15 protein-coding genes are annotated in these 16,923 nt (G+C 64.5%); 9 read left to right on the top strand and 6 right to left on the bottom strand.

What is annotated here, in order from left to right:
• Positions 1-47: 47 nt before the first annotated feature.
• Together AC1DR6_RS00355 and AC1DR6_RS00350 are read right to left on the bottom strand one after the other, a co-directional pair.
• A complete protein-coding gene (locus tag AC1DR6_RS00355; RefSeq protein WP_476827191.1) occupies positions 48-1,130 on the bottom strand; it encodes a nickel/cobalt transporter in 1,083 nt (360 codons plus the stop codon).
• Complete coding sequence (locus AC1DR6_RS00350) at positions 1,121-1,756, bottom strand: DUF1007 family protein (protein WP_476827190.1); 636 nt, start codon at positions 1,754-1,756, stop codon at positions 1,121-1,123. The genes AC1DR6_RS00355 and AC1DR6_RS00350 overlap by 10 nt, the downstream gene beginning before the upstream one ends.
• A 249-nt stretch (positions 1,757-2,005) precedes the next feature.
• On the opposite strand from AC1DR6_RS00350, the gene AC1DR6_RS00345 reads away from it, so the two are divergent.
• Positions 2,006-2,680, top strand: a complete 675-nt coding sequence (locus AC1DR6_RS00345; protein ID WP_476827189.1) for a Crp/Fnr family transcriptional regulator — start codon at positions 2,006-2,008, stop codon at positions 2,678-2,680.
• 80 nt (positions 2,681-2,760) lie between these two features.
• On the opposite strand, the gene AC1DR6_RS00340 is transcribed toward AC1DR6_RS00345, so the two are convergent.
• Positions 2,761-2,958 carry a hypothetical protein gene (locus AC1DR6_RS00340; RefSeq protein WP_476827188.1) on the bottom strand — a complete coding sequence of 66 codons (198 nt, stop codon included), beginning with the start codon at positions 2,956-2,958 and terminating at the stop codon, positions 2,761-2,763.
• 460 nt (positions 2,959-3,418) lie between these two features.
• Here AC1DR6_RS00340 and AC1DR6_RS00335 point away from each other — a divergent pair, with 460 nt between their 5' ends.
• The 7 genes from AC1DR6_RS00335 to AC1DR6_RS00305 all read left to right on the top strand — a co-directional run bounded on the left by AC1DR6_RS00335 (position 3,419) and on the right by AC1DR6_RS00305 (position 12,254).
• Positions 3,419-5,368 carry an AMP-dependent synthetase/ligase gene (locus AC1DR6_RS00335; RefSeq protein WP_476827780.1) on the top strand — a complete coding sequence of 650 codons (1,950 nt, stop codon included), beginning with the start codon at positions 3,419-3,421 and terminating at the stop codon, positions 5,366-5,368.
• Positions 5,365-6,180 carry an ABC transporter ATP-binding protein gene (locus AC1DR6_RS00330; RefSeq protein ID WP_476827187.1) on the top strand — a complete coding sequence of 272 codons (816 nt, stop codon included), beginning with the start codon at positions 5,365-5,367 and terminating at the stop codon, positions 6,178-6,180. Before AC1DR6_RS00335 ends, AC1DR6_RS00330 begins: the two co-directional genes overlap by 4 nt.
• A gap of 331 nt (positions 6,181-6,511) precedes the next feature.
• Positions 6,512-7,426 carry a branched-chain amino acid ABC transporter permease gene (locus AC1DR6_RS00325; protein ID WP_476827779.1) on the top strand — a complete coding sequence of 305 codons (915 nt, stop codon included), beginning with the start codon at positions 6,512-6,514 and terminating at the stop codon, positions 7,424-7,426.
• Positions 7,427-7,438: 12 nt separating this feature from the next.
• On the top strand, positions 7,439-8,518 hold the full coding sequence (locus AC1DR6_RS00320; protein WP_476827186.1) for a branched-chain amino acid ABC transporter permease: 1,080 nt from the start codon (positions 7,439-7,441) through the stop codon (positions 8,516-8,518).
• A 112-nt stretch (positions 8,519-8,630) separates the two neighbouring features.
• On the top strand, positions 8,631-9,959 hold the full coding sequence (locus AC1DR6_RS00315) for an ABC transporter substrate-binding protein (protein WP_476827185.1): 1,329 nt from the start codon (positions 8,631-8,633) through the stop codon (positions 9,957-9,959).
• A gap of 56 nt (positions 9,960-10,015) precedes the next feature.
• Positions 10,016-10,861 (top strand): ABC transporter ATP-binding protein, encoded by an 846-nt coding sequence (locus AC1DR6_RS00310; protein WP_476827184.1) that lies wholly within the window; start codon positions 10,016-10,018, stop codon positions 10,859-10,861.
• A gap of 160 nt (positions 10,862-11,021) precedes the next feature.
• Positions 11,022-12,254 (top strand): phenylacetate--CoA ligase family protein, encoded by a 1,233-nt coding sequence (locus AC1DR6_RS00305; protein WP_476827183.1) that lies wholly within the window; start codon positions 11,022-11,024, stop codon positions 12,252-12,254.
• Positions 12,255-12,475: 221 nt separating this feature from the next.
• Here the strand turns inward: AC1DR6_RS00305 and ung are convergent, their stop codons facing one another.
• Together ung and AC1DR6_RS00295 are read right to left on the bottom strand one after the other, a co-directional pair.
• Positions 12,476-13,174, bottom strand: coding sequence for a uracil-DNA glycosylase (gene ung / locus AC1DR6_RS00300; RefSeq protein WP_476827182.1), 699 nt, complete (start codon positions 13,172-13,174; stop codon positions 12,476-12,478).
• Positions 13,171-14,691 (bottom strand): bifunctional metallophosphatase/5'-nucleotidase, encoded by a 1,521-nt coding sequence (locus tag AC1DR6_RS00295; protein ID WP_476827181.1) that lies wholly within the window; start codon positions 14,689-14,691, stop codon positions 13,171-13,173. Before AC1DR6_RS00295 ends, ung begins: the two co-directional genes overlap by 4 nt.
• A 142-nt stretch (positions 14,692-14,833) precedes the next feature.
• Here AC1DR6_RS00295 and hemH point away from each other — a divergent pair, with 142 nt between their 5' ends.
• Positions 14,834-15,919 carry a ferrochelatase gene (gene hemH / locus AC1DR6_RS00290; RefSeq protein WP_476827778.1) on the top strand — a complete coding sequence of 362 codons (1,086 nt, stop codon included), beginning with the start codon at positions 14,834-14,836 and terminating at the stop codon, positions 15,917-15,919.
• 92 nt (positions 15,920-16,011) lie between these two features.
• Here the strand turns inward: hemH and AC1DR6_RS00285 are convergent, their stop codons facing one another.
• Positions 16,012-16,920 carry a TorF family putative porin gene (locus AC1DR6_RS00285; RefSeq protein WP_476827180.1) on the bottom strand — a complete coding sequence of 303 codons (909 nt, stop codon included), beginning with the start codon at positions 16,918-16,920 and terminating at the stop codon, positions 16,012-16,014.
• Positions 16,921-16,923 lie beyond the last annotated feature (3 nt).

The raw sequence follows: 16,923 nt of genomic DNA, 5'->3' as shown, positions 1-16,923 counted from the left end.
GTCTCCCTGGATTGCTTCGTCGCTGACGCTCCTCGCAATGACGGAGCTTAGCTTCCCATCCCGCCGATCCACAACCCCAACGAAAGCGCGGCACCCAGCACCGCGATAAACGCTGCCGCCAGCAATTCGAGGCCCGCAAGCAGCCGCACGGCCCGAAGGCTGCCGCCGCTCGCCATCTTCAGCGCCGCGAATTTGAAGAACACCGCGAAAGCCGCCAGAGCGCTGGTGGTGAGCGCCGTGCCGAGCGCCATGGCGAAGGCCGCCGCGATGCCGGCCCAATAGAGCCCCTGCGACGCCGCGAAGACGAGGATGATCAAGGCGCCGGCGCAGGGCCGAAGGCCTGCCGCGAGAACCACGCCGGCCATGTCGCGCCAATCCTTCAGCCGCGAGACGGCCTCCGCATCCGGCATATGGGCATGGTCGCAGCAGGCGGGATCATGCGCGGCGCCGCCGCGCCATAGCGTCAGGAAACCGGCGCTCTTGCGCCAGAGCACCGCAAGCCCCACGACCGCGACGAGCAGGAAGCTGCCCTGTTCGATCAGATCGGTCGCAACGTTCATCTGCGCCGCCGTGGTGCGGAAGATCAGCGTTGCGACCGAGACGATGCCGATGGCCACGACCGCCTGCAGGAGCGCCGCCGCGAAGCTGAGCGACAGCCCGCGCCAGAGGCTGCGGTTGTCGGCGACGATATAGCCCGCGATCACCGCCTTGCCGTGGCCCGGGCCGGCCGCATGAAAGACGCCGTAGCCGAAGGAGAGGCCGAGCAGCCCCCAGACCGCAGCGGGTGTCTGCGCGATCGCTTTCAAGGTTGCGATCAGCTCCCGGTAGAAGCTCGACTGCCAGGCGATGAGGACCGCGCCGAATCCGGTCGTCGAAGGCAGCGCCTCGCGTGGCAGCGCCGTGCCGAAAGGATTGCGTGGCGGCGGTGGCGCAAGCGGGCTGTAAAACGAAACGAGCCAGGCCAGCAGGCCGACGACGGCAGCGACCAGCGCGAGGGCGGCCACGGCAACGGCGACACGCGCCAGCAAGGATGGCCCTGTCTGCGAGCCCTTGTTCGGAAAGGTGAGCAAAGCTTCCGTCCCGCTGCGCGGGTCCTCGGGATGAGGGCTCGCAGGGCTGATCAGGGACATGCCACGAGCGCCCGCGTCGTCACCTCGTAGCCGCTCATGTCGGGCGTCGCGGTGATGTCTTCCTGCGCCAGCTTCTGCGCCACATCGTCGGCGAGCTTCGGCGGGCGGTTGACGCGGACAACGCAGCCGGCCGGCGCATCGCGCGTGACAACGGCATCGGGCGCATCAACGATCTCGAAGGCAACGAAATAGGTGGGGTCCCCAACTTCGATCCCGAAGGAGCGACTTTTCGCCGGCGGGGCCTTCAGCGGCAGGGTGTAGTTCAGCGTCAGGATCTTGTTTTCGAAAACCAGCCCGGCATCCGTCGGTGTCCCGAATTCCTGTTTGCGACCGTTGACCTTGGCGATGGTGAAGAACTCCACGTCCGGGAGCGAATCCATGTTCACCTTGGCGAGGTCGGCGAGTTCGTCCGGCGTCAGCTTGCCGTCACCATTCTTGTCGAGGCCCTGGGTGATATAGGCCGAATAGGCTTCGTCGAAGCTCCAATGCTGGCGGATGCCGCGCACCATTCCGTCCGGCGAAAACAGGATCTCGGCCTTCGCCTTGACCCAGACATGCGGATGCGCGCTGGCCGGGCCGGCAAGGCAGGCGGCCAGCAAGGCCAGAAGAAGCGCACGTCCCGTCAAGAACGGTATCCTCCGCATGGATCGGCCAGCCATAGGCCCGGCACGCAACGCTCTTGCGACCGGCTTTCAGCCATCGCCGCGAATCGGGGCCAAATCGCGGCGCCTCTTCGAGCCTTATGGACCGGATCGGCAATATCCGGCATCGCCCTTGGAAATCGACATCGTTGACCGCCCTTCCCGGCCATGACAGCCTGACGGCTCAATGAAGCATCACGCGCTCGATCGTCCGTTGCCCGCAAGGCTGCCGTCTTGATCACAGCCGAGGAGTTGCGCGCCATCGCGGCCTGGTGCCGCGATCTCTCCGAGAGCGAATTCGAGGAAGCCCGGCGCGGCATCTCGCTGAAGAGCTATGGCAAGGGCGCCTCGATCTGCCATGTCGGGGACCGGCTGGAATCCTGGACCGGCGTCGCCGAAGGTCTGGTCAAGATGGCGACGACGTCGAAGACCGGCAAATCCGCCACGCTCGCGGGCATGCGCGCGGGCGCCTGGTTCGGCGAGGGCACGGTGATCAAATCGGAACCGCGCCGCTACGAGCTGGTGGCGGTGCGCGAAACCCGTCTCGCGCTGATGCGACGCTCGACCTTCATGACGTTGTTCGAGCACTCGGCGGCGTTCAACCGTTTCCTGGTGCACCAGTTCAACGAGCGGCTGGCCCAGTTCATCGCGCTGGCCGAAACCGAGCGCACGCTGGATTCGACCGGGCGGCTGGCACGCAATCTCGCCTGGCTGTTCAACCCGATCCTCTACCCCGATCTCGGCCGCACGCTGGCGATCTCGCAGGAGGAACTCGGGATGCTCGCCGGCATCTCGCGGCAGGTCGCCAATCAGGGATTGGCCAAGCTGGCCGATCTCGGCCTGGTCGAGATCGGCCATGGCGAAGTGACCATCCTCGATCTCGGTCGCCTCGCCGCCTATGGCGGCTGAGCCAAAACGAAAAAAGCCAGCCCTGAGGCTGGCTTGATGTTGCGCAATGCGTGTTGGATTTGGCGCGGCGCGCCCTGGGCTTACTCGGCCGGGGTCATCTCGGGGGTGAAGTGGCCGCACCAGTCGGACGAGCCGACCACCGGCCACAGGCCGAGCGAATCCGGGTTCGGCTGGCTGACGGGCGGGTTGTAGCGGCACAGGCCCTGGTCGCTGCCGGAAGCGCCGGCCTTGTGCTGATCGAAGAACCTGCAGCTATCGCAATGGGCAGTGGTGTTCATGTCAACCTCCTGGCCCCTTGGGCCGCATCCGGTTATTCTTAGTTAGAATAATTCGAAACTGAGGTCAAGGTTCCATTCGCGGTCGCCGGCGATTGAGTGACGGTCGGGCGCCAAGCGCGAACGCCATCGAACGCCGCCGACAAGGTCGGAGCGTTGGATCGGATCGGAAGAGGGCAGCGGGGCTAGGGTACGCAAGGAGCGGCGATAGGCCTCGATTGCACAAAGACGCAAAATCGAGCCGACGCAGACAACTCTGCGCGACCATAGTCGCCAAAAGGCGAATTGTCTGTCAAGCCCACCCTTGCAAAGCTGAGTGTGGCCTGCGAGCCTCGCATCAGAACAAGGCCGCAAAGGCTGAAACGACAGGCCGCCGCGATGTACGGCGACCGCTCAGGGTGGAGATCGAGAAACCGTGGCAAGCGCGCTCGCCGGCCAGGCGGATACTTTTCCGAAGTTGCTGATGCGCAACGCGCGGGAGCGCGGCGGGCGTATCGCTTTTCGGCACAAGGACCTCGGCATCTGGCAGTCGTGGAACTGGGCTGAGGTCGCCGAGCAGGTGCGATTTTTCGCGCAGGGACTGCAGCAGCTCGGCCTGAAGCGTGGCGAGAAAATCGCGATCGTCGGGTATAATCGCCCGCGTCTCTACTGGTCGATGTGCGCCGCCCAATGGCTCGGCGCGATCCCCGTCCCGGTCTATGCCGACAGCGTCGCCGAGGAGATGGCCTATGTTCTGGATCATGCCGAGGCGGTCTTCGCCGTCGTGCAGGATCAGGAGCAGGTCGACAAGATTCTCTCGATTACAGAGCGCCTGCCGCATCTGCGCCAGATGCTCTACGACGAGCCGCGCGGCCTGCGCGATTACGACCATGCCAAGCTTCACGCCATCGGGCAGGTGATCGCGGATGGTGCCGCCGCCCTTCGCGACCCTGCCGCAGCCACAATGCTCGACGAGGAGATGGCGGCAGGACAGGGATCCGACCTCGGCATCATCCTCTATACCTCGGGCACGACCGGGCGGCCCAAGGGCGTCATGCTCAGCCATACCAACGTCATCGTCGCGGCCGAGATCGGCTGCAGCTTCGACGGCCTGAACGAGAGCGACGAGGTCATCGCCTATCTGCCGATCGCCTGGGTCGGCGACCATGTCTTTTCCTACGCGCAGGCGATGCTGGCAGGGTTCTGCGTCAATTGCCCGGAGGGGCCGGAAACGGTGATCGACGACCGGCGCGAGGTCGGCACCACCTATGCGTTTGCCCCGCCGCGCGTCTTCGAGACGATGCTGACGCTGACGATGGTGCGGATGGAAGATGCCGGCGCCCTGAAGCGCCGGATGTTCCATTACTTCCTCGATGTCGCGAAGCGTTACGGTGAACAGATCCTCAACGGCGAGAGCGTGCCGCTGAAAGGCCGGCTGCTCTACAAGCTCGGCGACTGGCTGGTCTACGGCCCCCTGCGCAACCGCTTCGGCCTGACCAGCATCAAGGTCGGCTATACCGCCGGCGAGGCGATCGGCCCTGAACTCTTCCGCTTCTATCGCTCCATCGGCGTCAATCTGAAGCAGCTCTACGGACAGACCGAAGCCGGCGTCTACATCACCATGCAGCCCAATGGCGAGATCAAGGCCGACACGGTTGGCCGCCCCGCCCCGCTGGTCGAGATCCGCATCGATGACAATGGCGAGGTGCTCTACCGCTCGCCCTCGATCTTCGGCGGTTATTACAAGGACCCCGAGAAGACCGCCGAGACGATGACCGCCGACGGCTATGTCCGTTCAGGCGATGCCGGCTTCTTCGACGACACCGGCCACCTCAAGATCATCGACCGGGCCAAGGATGTCGGCAAACTCAACAGCGGCGAGCTGTTCCCGCCGAAATACATCGAGAACAAGCTTAAGTTCTATCCCAACATCAAGGAGGTCGTCGCCTTCGGCCAGGGCCGCGACTACGCGACCGTGGCGCTCAACATCGACCTGACCGCCGTCGGCAACTGGGCCGAACGCAACAACGTCGTCTATGCTTCCTATCAAGAGCTCGCCGGCCACGATCTCGTCTACGACATGATCGCGAACCATATCGACGAGGTGAACCGCTCGCTCGCCGCCGAGCCGATGATGGGCGGCGCCCAGATCAGGCGCTTCCTGATCCTCCACAAGGAACTCGACGCCGACGATGGCGAGCTGACGCGCACCCAGAAAGTCCGACGCGGCTTCATCGCCGAGCGCTACGCGCCCCTGGTAGAGGCGCTCTATGACGGCTCGGACGCGGCCGACATCTCCACGGAAGTCACCTTCGAGGACGGCCGCAAGGGCGTGATCTCGGCCCGCGTCAAGGTGCGCGACGCCAAGACCTATCCGGTGACGTCCGAGGGGGCGCCCGTTCCGGCGCGCGCGGCAAAGGCTGAAGCGGCATGAACGCGGAACCGCTGAGCATGACCGGCACGCCGATCCGCGAGAAAGCCGAGACGCTGCTATCCGTCGAGAACATCTCGCTGCGCTTCGGCGGGGTGAAGGCGATCAGCGACGTGTCCTTCGACATTCGCAAGGGCGAGATCCGCGCCATCATCGGCCCCAACGGGGCCGGCAAAACCTCGATGCTGAACTGCATCAACGGGTTCTACCAGCCGCAGGAAGGCCGCATCGTCTTCAAGGGCGAGCGCCGCGCCAAGATACGTCCGCACCGCGCCGCCGCCGGCGGCATCGCTCGCACCTTCCAGAACGTCGCGCTGTTCAAGGGCATGTCGACGCTCGACAACATCATGACCGGCCGCACCCTCAAGATGAAACGCGGCTTTGTCTGGCAGGCGCTGCGCTACGGCCCGGCGATGCGCGAGGAGATCGAGCACCGCCGCGTCGTCGAGGACATCATCGATTTCCTGCAGATCGAGCACATCCGGAAAGCGCCGGTCGGCAAGCTGCCTTACGGCCTGCAGAAGCGCGTCGAACTCGGCCGTGCGCTGGCGATGGAGCCGGAGCTGCTGCTGCTCGACGAGCCGATGGCCGGCATGAACCTCGAGGAGAAAGAGGACATGTGCCGCTTCATCCTCGACGTAAACCAGCAATTCGGCACCACCATCGCCCTGATCGAGCACGATATGGGCGTGGTGATGGACCTCTCCGACCGCGTCGTGGTGCTCGAATACGGCCGCAAGATCGCCGACGGGACGCCGGACGAGGTCAAGGCGAACCAGAAGGTCATCGATGCCTATCTGGGAGTGGCGCATTGATGGACCATCCTCATCTCACCCTCAGCCCTCATCCTGAGGAGCGCCGCAAGGCGCGTCTCGAAGGATGCTCCAGCCATCTCCGGAGTCTCCTGAAGCATCCTTCGAGACGCCGCTTCGCGGCTCCTCAGGATGAGGGCTCCTATAGGACAGCCGGCCGGGGGAGAGATCGATCATGAGCGACGTCGCCACCCGCCCCGCGCCGAACCTTTTCGCCAGCCCGCTCGTCAAGTTCGGCCTGATCCTCGTCGCCATCGTCGCGGCGATTGCCATCGGCATCAAACTCGACCCGACCAACACGCTCTACGCCATCTTCGTCGACCCCTTTCAGCAGATGGCGCAGGCGCCGGACCTGCTGGCGCAGACCGTCTGGGAAGGCTTGGTGTCCGGAGTGCTCTACGCCCTGATCGCGCTCGGCTTCGTGCTGATCTTCAAGGCCTCGGGCGTGTTCAACTTCGCCCAGGGCATCATGGTGGTGTTCGCCGCGCTGACGCTGGTCGGGCTTTATGAAAAGGGCGTGCCGGCCTTCCTCGCCGTCATCATCACGCTCGGCGTCATGTTCGCGCTGGCCGTCACCATCGAGCGCGTCGTGTTGCGGCCGCTGGTCAACCAGCCCGACATCATCCTGTTCATGGCGACCTTCGGGATCACCTATTTCTTGATCGGCTTCGGCGAGGCGCTGTTCGGCGGCAATCCCAAGCAGATGATCGCCGACCAGCTCTGGCTGCCGCGCGGCGCGATCGACTTGCAAATACTCGGCGGGCTGGTGACGCTGCAGAAGATCGACATCGCGGCCGCCCTCATCGCCTCGCTGATGATCCTGCTGCTGGCGCTGTTCTTCCAGTACACCCGCATCGGCCGCGCCTTGCGGGCGGTCGCCGACAGCCACAAGGCGGCGCTTTCGGTCGGCATTTCGCTGAACCAGATCTGGGTCATCGTCTGGTTCACCGCCGGCATCGTCGCGCTGATCACCGGCATCATGTGGGGCGCGCGCTCCGACGTCTCCTTCGCACTGGAAATCGTGGCGCTGAAGGCGCTGCCGGTGCTGATCCTCGGCGGGTTCACCTCGATCCCGGGCGCCATCGTCGGCGGGCTGATCATCGGCATCGGCGAGAAGCTCGGCGAGTTTTACTGGGGGCCGCTGGTCGGCGGCGGCATCGAGAGCTGGCTGGCCTATTTCATCGCGCTCGCCTTCCTGCTGTTCCGGCCGCAGGGCCTGTTCGGCGACAAGATCATCGAGCGAATCTGAGGAGCCGGAGACATGCTTTACCGCGAGGCCGGCCAGTACAAATCGACCTACGCCGCCGATATGGGCGTCTTCCCGCTGCGGGAGGACCGGATCGGCCTCGGCGTCATCATCGCCATCGCGCTCGTCGCGATCCCGTTCTTCGGCAGCGACTTCTTCATCGCTTCGGTGATGATCCCCTTCCTGATCTTCTCGCTGGCGGCGATCGGGCTGAACATCCTCACCGGCTATACCGGGCTGATCTCGCTCGGCACCGCCGCCTTCATGGGGGTCGGCGCCTATGCGGCCTACAAGCTGACGACGCTGTTTCCCGGCGTGAACATCATCGTGCTGATCCTCGTCTCCGGCTTCTTCTCAGCGGGGATCGGCGTGCTCTTCGGCCTGCCCTCGCTGCGGATCAAGGGCTTCTATCTCGCCGTCGCGACGCTGGCCGCGCAGTTCTTCCTGCAATGGTGCTTCGTGCGCGTGCCCTGGCTGTTCAACTACAACGCCTCGGGCTCGATCGAGGTGCCGCAGCGCACGCTGTTCGACATTCCGCTGACCGGGGCCTCGGCCACTCCGGAGACGCGCTATTTCGTCTGTCTCGGTCTCGTCGTGATGCTGACCTGGTTTGCCTCGAACTTGGTCCACGGCAAGCTCGGCCGCTCCTGGATGGCGGTACGCGACATGGATATCGCCGCCGAGCTGATGGGCATCAAGCTACTCAATGCCAAGCTGATGGCCTTTGCCGTGTCGTCCTATTTCGCCGGGGTCGCCGGCGCGATGATGATCTTCCTCTGGTATGGCGGCGGCGAGGCTGCGGACGTGTTCTCGATCCGCCTCTCCTTCAACATCCTCTTCATGGTCATCATCGGGGGCCTGGGCTCGCTGATCGGCTCCTTCATGGGCGCCGCCTTCCTCTCCATTCTGCCGACCGCGCTGAAATTCGGCCTGCCGGCGCTCGGCGTCCCGATCGGCGGCGCCACCGCCGAGCACGTCACCTTCATGCTGGTCGGCGCGCTGATCATCATCTTCCTGATTGCCGAACCGCATGGCCTCGCCAGGCTTTGGCAGATCGGCAAGCAGAAACTACGGACCTGGCCTTTCCCGTACTGATCGGGACGGGCTGTAGAACGACCGGCGACGTTGAAGCGCCGGCGAAAACGAAGCCGCAGCGGCATGAGCAGCACGGCGAGGAAACGACGGCAAGAAACAACGGAGGGTCATGATGAAGACGAGCACCTTGATGAAGGGCACTGCCTTGGCGGCCCTGCTGTCCTCCGCCGCGATGGTTCCGGCCATGGCGCAGGACAGCGTCTATTTCGCCAACAACGCCTATCGCACCGGGCCGTTCTCGGGCTCCGGTATCCCGATCGGCGACGGCATGCGCGACTACATCACGATGATCAACGAGCGCGACGGCGGCGTGAACGGCGTCAAGGTCATCTATGAGGAATGCGAGACCGGCTACGACACCAAGAAGTCGATCGAGTGCTACGAGCAGGCGAAGTCGAAGAACACCATCGTCTACTCGCCCTGGTCGACCGGCGCGACGCTGGCCGCGATTCCACGCGCCCATGTCGACAAGATCCCGATCCTGTCGATGGCCTACGGGCTTTCGGCCTCCGCCGACGGCACCGCCTTCCCTTGGGTCTTCATTCCGCCTTTCACCTATTGGGACGGCGCTTCCATCATGGTGAAGCATATGGCGGCCGAACTCGGCGGTCTCGACAAGCTCAAGGGCAAGAAGCTCGGCCTCATCCATCTCGACGCTCCCTTCGGCAAGGAGCCGGTGCCGGTCCTGGAGAGCCTCGCCAAGAAATACGGCTTCGAGCTCAAGCTCTACCCGGTCGCGGCCGCCGACATGCAGAACCAGGGCTCGCTTTGGCTCCAGATCCGGCGTGACCGGCCCGACTACCTCTACAACCAGGGCTGGGGCGCAATGAACCCGACCGCGGTCAAGGAAGCCGCGAAGAACAACTTCCCGATGAACAAGTTCGTCGGCGTGTGGTGGGCCGGCGGCGACGACGATGCGCGAGCCGGCGGCGAGCAGGCCAAGGGCTATTCTTCCCTGAGCTGGACGATGTCGGGCACCGACGCCCCGGCGATGCAGGACATCGTCAAATACGTGGTCGACAAGGGCAAGAGCACGACCCCGAAGGAAAAGGTCGGCGAGGCCCTCTACAACCGCGGCGTCTACAACGCGATGCTGGTCGTCGAGGGCGTGCGCAACGCCCAGAAGCTCACCGGCAAGAAGGTCATCGACGCGCAAGATATGCGCCGCGGGCTGGAATCGCTGAACCTGACCGATGCGCGCCTGAAGGAGATCGGGCTCGGCGGGTTCGTGACGCCGACCGCGATCTCCTGCACCGACCATTCCGGCCACAGCAAGATGTTCATCGCGCGCTGGGACGGCACGAAATGGACCAAGGGCGGCGACTGGATCGAGCCGATGAAGGATGAAGTCCGGCCGCTGATCGAAAGCAGTGCCAAGGAATACACCGAAAAGGCCGGCAACTGGCCCAAGCGCACCGAGCCCTGCGAGAAGTCGTCCTAATGTGACGGGCGGCCCGGCTTGGCCGGGCCGCCCTCCTCGGGGAACAAGGATCCGCAATGTCCACCGCCACACTCGAAAAGCCCGCAACGACAGCGACGAGCGACACCATCCTCGCTCTCAACAACATCGAGGTGATCTACGATCACGTCGTGCTTGTTCTGAAGGGCGTCTCGCTCACCGTGCCACGCAAGGGCATCGTCGCGATCCTCGGCGCCAACGGCGCCGGCAAGACCACGACTTTGAAGGCGATCTCCAATTTGCTCAAAGCCGAGCGCGGCGAGGTCACCAAGGGTTCGATCGTCTTCGACGGGGAGCGCGTCGACAAGATGTCGCCCAACGAGTTGGTCAGGCGTGGCTGCATCCAGGTGATGGAAGGCCGCCACTGCTTCGGCCATCTCTCGATCGAGGAAAACCTGCTGACCGGGGCCTTCACCCGCCGCGACGGCAATGCCGCGATCAAGCGCGATCTCGAAAAAATCTACGAGCTCTTTCCGCGGCTGAAGCAGCGCCGCACCTCGCAGGCCGGCTACACCTCCGGTGGCGAGCAGCAGATGTGCGCCGTCGGCCGGGCGATGATGTCGAAGCCCAAGATGATCCTGCTCGACGAGCCCTCGATGGGGCTGGCCCCGCAGATCGTCGAGGAAATCTTCGAGATCGTCCGGCGCCTCAACGCCGAGGATGACGTCTCCTTCCTCGTCGCCGAGCAGAACACCAACATGGCCCTGCGCTACGCAACCTATGGCTACATCATGGAAACCGGCCGCGTCGTCATGGACGGCGAGGCCGCTATGCTCCGCGAGAACGAGGACGTGAAGGAATTCTACCTCGGCGTGGCCGAGGGCAACAAGAAGTCCTTCCGCGAGGTCAAGAGCTACAAGCGCCGGAAGAGATGGCTGTCGTGAACCTATCCCCTGTTTTGAGCCCTCATCCTGAGGAGCAGCCGACAGGCTGCGTCTCGAAGGATGCTTCAGGAAGCTCCGAAACCATCTGGAACATCCTTCGAGACGCGCCTGCGGCGCTCCTCAGGATGAGGGCTGTTTCCTTTATCGACGAGACCCCGCCATGACCGAGCATCACGACCCGCTCGAAACCCGCTCGCCTGCCGAGCGCGAGGCGGATTTGTTTGCACGGCTGCCTGCCGTGATCGAGGCCGCGATGCTGGCGCCCGCTTATGCCGCGCATCTTGCCGGCATCGACGCCAAAACCGTCACCGACCGCGCGGCGCTCGCAAAGCTACCGATCCTGCGCAAGGCCGATCTTCCGGCGCTGCAAAAGGCAGCCCTCCCCTTTGGCGGGTTCGTCCCTGGAGCGCCCGGCTCCTTCGGCCGCCTTTTCACCTCGCCAGGGCCGATCTTCGAGCCGGAGGGCACCGCGACCGATGCCTGGGGCGCCGCGCGCGGCCTTTATGCAGCCGGATTCCGGCCCGGCGACATCGTACTCAACACCTTGAGCTACCACCTGACGCCAGGCGGCTTCATCATGGATTCCGCCGCCCGCGCGCTCGGCTGTGCCGTGATCCCGGCAGGCCCCGGCAATACCGAGCAGCAGATGGAGGTGATCGCGGCCTACAAGCCCACCGCCTATGCCGGCACGCCGGACTTCCTCAAAATTCTGATCGAGGCGGCCGAAATGCGCGGCGTCGATATCTCCTCGATCAAGCGCGCGGTGGTGTCCGGTGCTGCCTTCCCGCCCTCGCTGCAAGCCTGGGTCAAGGAACGCGGTATCGATGCCTATCAGCTCTATGCCACCGCCGATCTCGGCGTCATTGCCTACGAGACCTCGGCCCGCGAGGGCATGGTGCTGAACGAGAACCTGATCGTCGAAATCGTCCGCCCCGGCACAGGCGATCCCGTGCCCGAGGGCGAGGTCGGCGAAGTCGTCGTGACCAATCTCGATCCACACCATCCGCAGATCCGGCTGGCGGTCGGAGACCTCACCGCTGTCCTGCCGGGCGTCAGCGCCTGCGGGCGCACCAACACACGCATTAAGGGTTGGCTCGGCCGCGCCGACCAGACCGCCAAGATCAAGGGGATGTTCGTGCGCCCCGAGCAGGTCGCCGAGATCGCCAAACGCCATGCCGAAATCGCGAAACTTCGCCTTGTCGTCGCACGAGCCGATGAGACCGACACGATGACGCTCAGGGCCGAGGTCCATGCCGAGCCGGCCGGCCTGATCGACGCGGTGTCGTCGACGCTCCAGCAGGTGACCAAGCTCAAGGGCCGGGTCGAGATGCTGCCGCTGGGCGCCCTGCCCAACGACGGCAAGGTCATCGCCGACGAGAGGCCGGTGGGGTGAATTCAAAGCGCGTCATGCTCGGGCCAGACCCGAGCATCTTATGACGGAAGAGGCACGGGGAACCCCTCTCCTGTAAGGCGAAGGGCAGGGGTGAGGTGTAGGTTGTTTGACCGGTAGGGCGACCACCTTACCGCGGCAGTGGTCAGGTCGCGGCTACAACGTCCAATGGCCGACCCCTCACCCTGCCCTCTCCCTACGGGAGAGGGTTCCTCGCGCCTCATTCACCACGCAACCGCCGTTTCGCCTTGCTCTTCCAACCATTTATTCGCCCGGCTGAATGGCTTCGACCCGAAGAACCCCCGTCGCGCCGACAAGGGCGAGGGATGCGCGCTGGCGATGACCAGATGCTTCGCCTCTTCAATCAGCGCCCGCTTCGCCTGAGCTGGAGCGCCCCACAACAGAAACACCACATGCGGCCGCCGCCGCGACACCTCCGAGATGATCTCGTCCGTGACCTCGCGCCAGCCGATAGCCAGATGCGAACCGGCCTTGCTCGCGCCTTCGCGCACCGTCAGCGCCGTGTTGAGCAGCAGCACGCCTTGTTCGGCCCAGCGGGTCAGGTCGCCGTCGAGGGGGGCCAATCCGCCGATATCCTCGGCCCGCTCCCTATAAATGTTGACCAGAGAGCGCGGCAGAGGCGTTGGCCCGACATAGGAAAAAGCCAGACCATTGGCATGGCCCGGCGTAGGATACGGATCCTGCCCCAGAATGACCGCCCGGACCTTGTCCAGCGGCGTCAGCGCCAGCGCCGCGAAGACGCGCTCAGGCGACGGCGCCACGACATAGCCGGCAAGTCGTTCGGTATCGACGGCGGCGCAGGCCCGCATGGCGGCGGCTCCGGGCGCGAAAGCCGGCAGGCTACGCCAGCCCCTCGATTCATCGCTCGCCAGAAAATCGACAAGCGCCGCGACGCAGCTCACTTCAGGACCGCCCGCCCCTCGACCTTGGCATCGATCGTACCCAGCCTGCGCAGATAGACCATCACCTCATTGGCCATCAGCTTGCCGTCGGTGACGCCGATCAAGGTCTTGCCGCGGCCGAGCGCAGTGTAGCCGTCGCCGCCTTCCAGCATGAAGTTGTTGGTCGCGACGGTGTAGCGGCCGGCGGGGTCGATCGGTTTGCCATCGACGGTGATGGCGGTGACGCGCGAGCCCGGCGGCTGCTTCACGTCGGCGACGAAGCTTAAGCCCGAGACGACCGGGAACTTGCCTGAGCCTTGCGGCGCCGGCGAAAGTCCGTTCTCCAGCGCGTCCTTCACATCCTTGCCGGTTATCTCGACCATCGAGGTGGCATTGCCGAAAGGCAGTTCGCTGAGAACATCGCGCCGCGTCAGGCTGTAACCCGCCGGATATTGCTTGTTGGCGCGGATGCCGCCGGCATTGCTGATCGCGAGTTGAGCGCCGGTCGCATCGCGGATGGCGTCGGCGATCAGATTGCCGATCGCGGTCTCCTGCGTGCGGATGACGCCGGTGCGGGAATCGAGCGGAGCGGCGAGCTTGGCGACATCGACGTCGAGTTCCTTCGAAAGCTCCGACTCATAGCCCTTCACGATCGCCGCGACCTCGGGGTCCGGCGTCGCCGAGCGGGAATCATTGACGCGGAACGTCGGCGTCCAGGCGACCTGCCGCGCTGCGCCCTCGCCCTTCACCGAGACGGCGATGTCGATCGCGGTGACGTAATTGCCCTCCTCATTGGACTCCACCATCACCACCTTGCCGTCATAGGCGATGGCAAGGTCGTGGTCGTGGCCGCTAAGCACGATGTCGACGACGCGCGAGCGCACGATCTCGTAATCCATCGGCCGGTCGGCATGGACGACGGCGACGAGGATATCGGCGCCCTGCTCCTTCAGCGCCTTGGCCTCACGCCGCAGCGCTTCCATCGTAGAGGAGAATTTCAGGTCGCCGGGATGCGAAATCTGCGGCGTCGGGTCATAGGCCGTACCGACGACACCGACCTTGATGCCGCCAAGCTCGAAGATCCGGCTATCCTCGTGACCCGGCAGCTTCTCGCCCTTGGCATCGCGCAGATTGGCGGCAAAGGTCGGATAGGTCTGCGCGGCGACGAGCTTGAGATAATTCTCCTTGCCGAAGTCGAATTCGTGATTGCCGGGCACGAACACGTCGAGCCCCATCTTGTTCTGCATCGCGACGATATGCGCGCCCTGGTCGAAGCCCGACATCAGCGAAGGCGAATAGCAATCTCCGGCATGGCAGAACAGCAACGGCACGCCCCGGGCGCGCTCCGCCTTGGCGATGCCGGCCGCGCGCGCAAAACCGCCCCGACCCTTGTCATCGCTCATCTTGTAGATGTCGTTGACCAGCAGCAGCGTAAAGGTCGGGGCAGGCTGCTGCGCCTGCGCGACAGGCGCGGTCGCGGCCAGTGTCGCCGGCGCAGCCAGAACGCCAAAAGCCTTGCGGCGGGTGAGCTTGGTCATGACGGACGCCCCGATCTTGAGAACCGATCCAGACTAGCAAGGTTCGAGCCCGCAAGACCAGCGCCGTCGCGCATCCGCTGCCGATGTCGCACCCGGCTGTTGGAACGCTGTTGAAGCTGGACGAAAGCGCGAACTCGTCTAAATCAGCGAACGAGGAGAGCCCGCGTTCATGACCCCAGACATCGCCATGCTCGGCCAGACGGCACCGATGCCGCCGGACCATCCGAAAATCCGCAGCGGTCGCATCGGCGTCCTACTGATGAACCTCGGCACGCCGGAGGGCACGACCTATTGGCCGATGCGCGCCTATCTGAAGGAATTCCTGTCGGATGAGCGCGTGATCGAGGAGCCGCGCTGGAAATGGTGGCCGATCCTCAATCTGATCATCCTGTCGGTCAGGCCCAGCCGGAAGGGCAAGGACTACGCGACGATCTGGAACAACGAGCGCAATGAGGGGCCGCTCAAGACGATCACGCGGGCGCAGACCGAAGGCGTGGCCGAGCGCCTGAAGTCGCTTGCGGGCGACCGCGTCGTCTTCGACTGGGCGATGCGCTACGGTTTTCCGGATACCAAAAGCCGGATCAAGGCGCTGCTGGAGCAGGGCTGCGATCGCATCCTGCTGGTGCCGCTCTATCCGCAATATGCCGCCGCGACCTCAGCCACCGCCTGCGACCAGGCCTTTCGCGCGCTGATGGAGATGCGCTGGCAGCCGGCCGTCCGCGTGGCTCCGCCCTATTACGAGGACCCCGCCTATATCGGCGCGCTGGCACGCTCTATGCGCGCCTCGCTGGCCAAGCTCGATTTCGACCCGGAGGTGATCCTCTGCTCCTTCCACGGCATGCCGAAGGAATATCTCCTCAAGGGCGATCCCTATTACTGCCAATGCGCCAAGACCTGGCGCCTGCTGCGCGAGGAGCTGGGCTTCTCGACCGAGCGCTTCCGGCTCACCTTCCAGTCGCGCTTCGGCCCCGACGAGTGGCTGCAGCCCTACACCGACGAGACGGTGAAGGCGCTGGCCCAGGCCGGCAAGAAGTCGATGGCGATCGTTGCGCCGGGCTTCTCCTCCGACTGCCTGGAGACGCTGGAGGAACTCGACGGCGAGAACCGCGAAATCTTCCTGCACAATGGCGGCGAAACATTCGCCTATCTGCCTTGCCTGAACGCGTCCGAGGAGGGCGTCGATGCGCTGACCGCGGTGGTTCAACGCGAGCTGATGGGCTGGCTCTGATCCGAAACTGACGCGAAGCCCCCACGAAAAAGGCCGCCCGAAGGCGGCCTTTTTGCGTTGTCTCGAGCGGTCAAACGCTCGATCAGCCTAGGCTATTTCGGAGCGAAGATACCGATGCTGCTCGCCGTGATGTCGAAGGACAGCGTGCCGATGACAGCCGGACCGCACCATTTCGAAGTACCGGAGCCGTTCAGGATGCCGCGCGGGTCGGAGGTGTTGGCGAAGCATTCGCGCTTCGACAGATTGGTGTCGTGATAGCGGACATCGGCGGTCAGGTTCTTCCAGGTGTAGGAGACGCCGGCGTTCCAGTAATAGTAATCAGGCAGATTGGTCGGCGGATTGGTCGACCAGATCGCGAGATTGGTGCGGCCGAGCCAGTAATGGCCGAACTCGCCCGAGACCGAGAGACCTTCCAGGAAAGGCAGGGCGTATTTGGCCGTGACCGAGGCATAAGTGCCGGTCGCGCCGGTGCCGAGCCAATCCCAGGCGTAGAAGACGTTGGCGCCGACCGTCAGCGCTTCGGCATAGGTGTAGGACACCTTGCCGTAGACTTCGGTGAAGTCGGTATTCTTCGGCGTCCAATAGGTGCCGACCGGGAAGATGAACTGCTTCTCGCGCGGATAGTAATACTGCCAGACGCCGAAATCGAAGGCGACGTCGCCGAATTTCGGCCGGATGCCGCCATAGAAGTCGACCTCGGCGTTGGGCTTGGTCACGAGGTCGACGTTGGAGCCGGCGACGCCGATATAGAACAGGTTGTTATAGATCTGCAGCTCGGCGCTGGCCTGGATCGCCGGCTTGCGGTCGGTCTGCGAAATGCCGCGGAAGTTGTAGTCGGTCACGCCTTTGACGCTGACCGCAACGTCGAACCAGGTGAATGACGGAGCGACGGGAACCGGCGGCGCGTCCTTCCTGCTGGGCAGGTCGGCGGCCTGTGCACCGACGCAGATTACCGACAGCGCAAGTGCCGCCATGGTGGAACGAAGACTACCTAAACCCATCTG

It is taken from the genome of Allobosea sp. P5_A5, assembly GCF_056400625.1.
The sequence above is the reverse complement of the archived record's forward strand: the minus strand, read 5'-3'. Positions and strand labels throughout refer to the sequence as shown.

Excerpts from the sequence above, each read along its gene's own strand:
- AC1DR6_RS00320 (WP_476827186.1), top strand. The coding sequence starts at position 7,439 with ATGCTTTACCGCGAGGCCGGCCAGTACAAATCGACCTACGCCGCCGAT.
- AC1DR6_RS00310 (WP_476827184.1), top strand. The coding sequence starts at position 10,016 with ATGTCCACCGCCACACTCGAAAAGCCCGCAACGACAGCGACGAGCGAC.
- AC1DR6_RS00305 (WP_476827183.1), top strand. The coding sequence starts at position 11,022 with ATGACCGAGCATCACGACCCGCTCGAAACCCGCTCGCCTGCCGAGCGC.
- AC1DR6_RS00355 (WP_476827191.1), bottom strand. The coding sequence starts at position 1,130 with ATGTCCCTGATCAGCCCTGCGAGCCCTCATCCCGAGGACCCGCGCAGC.
- AC1DR6_RS00285 (WP_476827180.1), bottom strand. The coding sequence starts at position 16,920 with ATGGGTTTAGGTAGTCTTCGTTCCACCATGGCGGCACTTGCGCTGTCG.
- AC1DR6_RS00340 (WP_476827188.1), bottom strand. The coding sequence starts at position 2,958 with ATGAACACCACTGCCCATTGCGATAGCTGCAGGTTCTTCGATCAGCAC.
- AC1DR6_RS00315 (WP_476827185.1), top strand. The coding sequence starts at position 8,631 with ATGAAGACGAGCACCTTGATGAAGGGCACTGCCTTGGCGGCCCTGCTG.
- AC1DR6_RS00295 (WP_476827181.1), bottom strand. The coding sequence starts at position 14,691 with ATGACCAAGCTCACCCGCCGCAAGGCTTTTGGCGTTCTGGCTGCGCCG.
- AC1DR6_RS00330 (WP_476827187.1), top strand. The coding sequence starts at position 5,365 with ATGAACGCGGAACCGCTGAGCATGACCGGCACGCCGATCCGCGAGAAA.
- AC1DR6_RS00325 (WP_476827779.1), top strand. The coding sequence starts at position 6,512 with ATGGCGCAGGCGCCGGACCTGCTGGCGCAGACCGTCTGGGAAGGCTTG.
- AC1DR6_RS00335 (WP_476827780.1), top strand. The coding sequence starts at position 3,419 with ATGCGCAACGCGCGGGAGCGCGGCGGGCGTATCGCTTTTCGGCACAAG.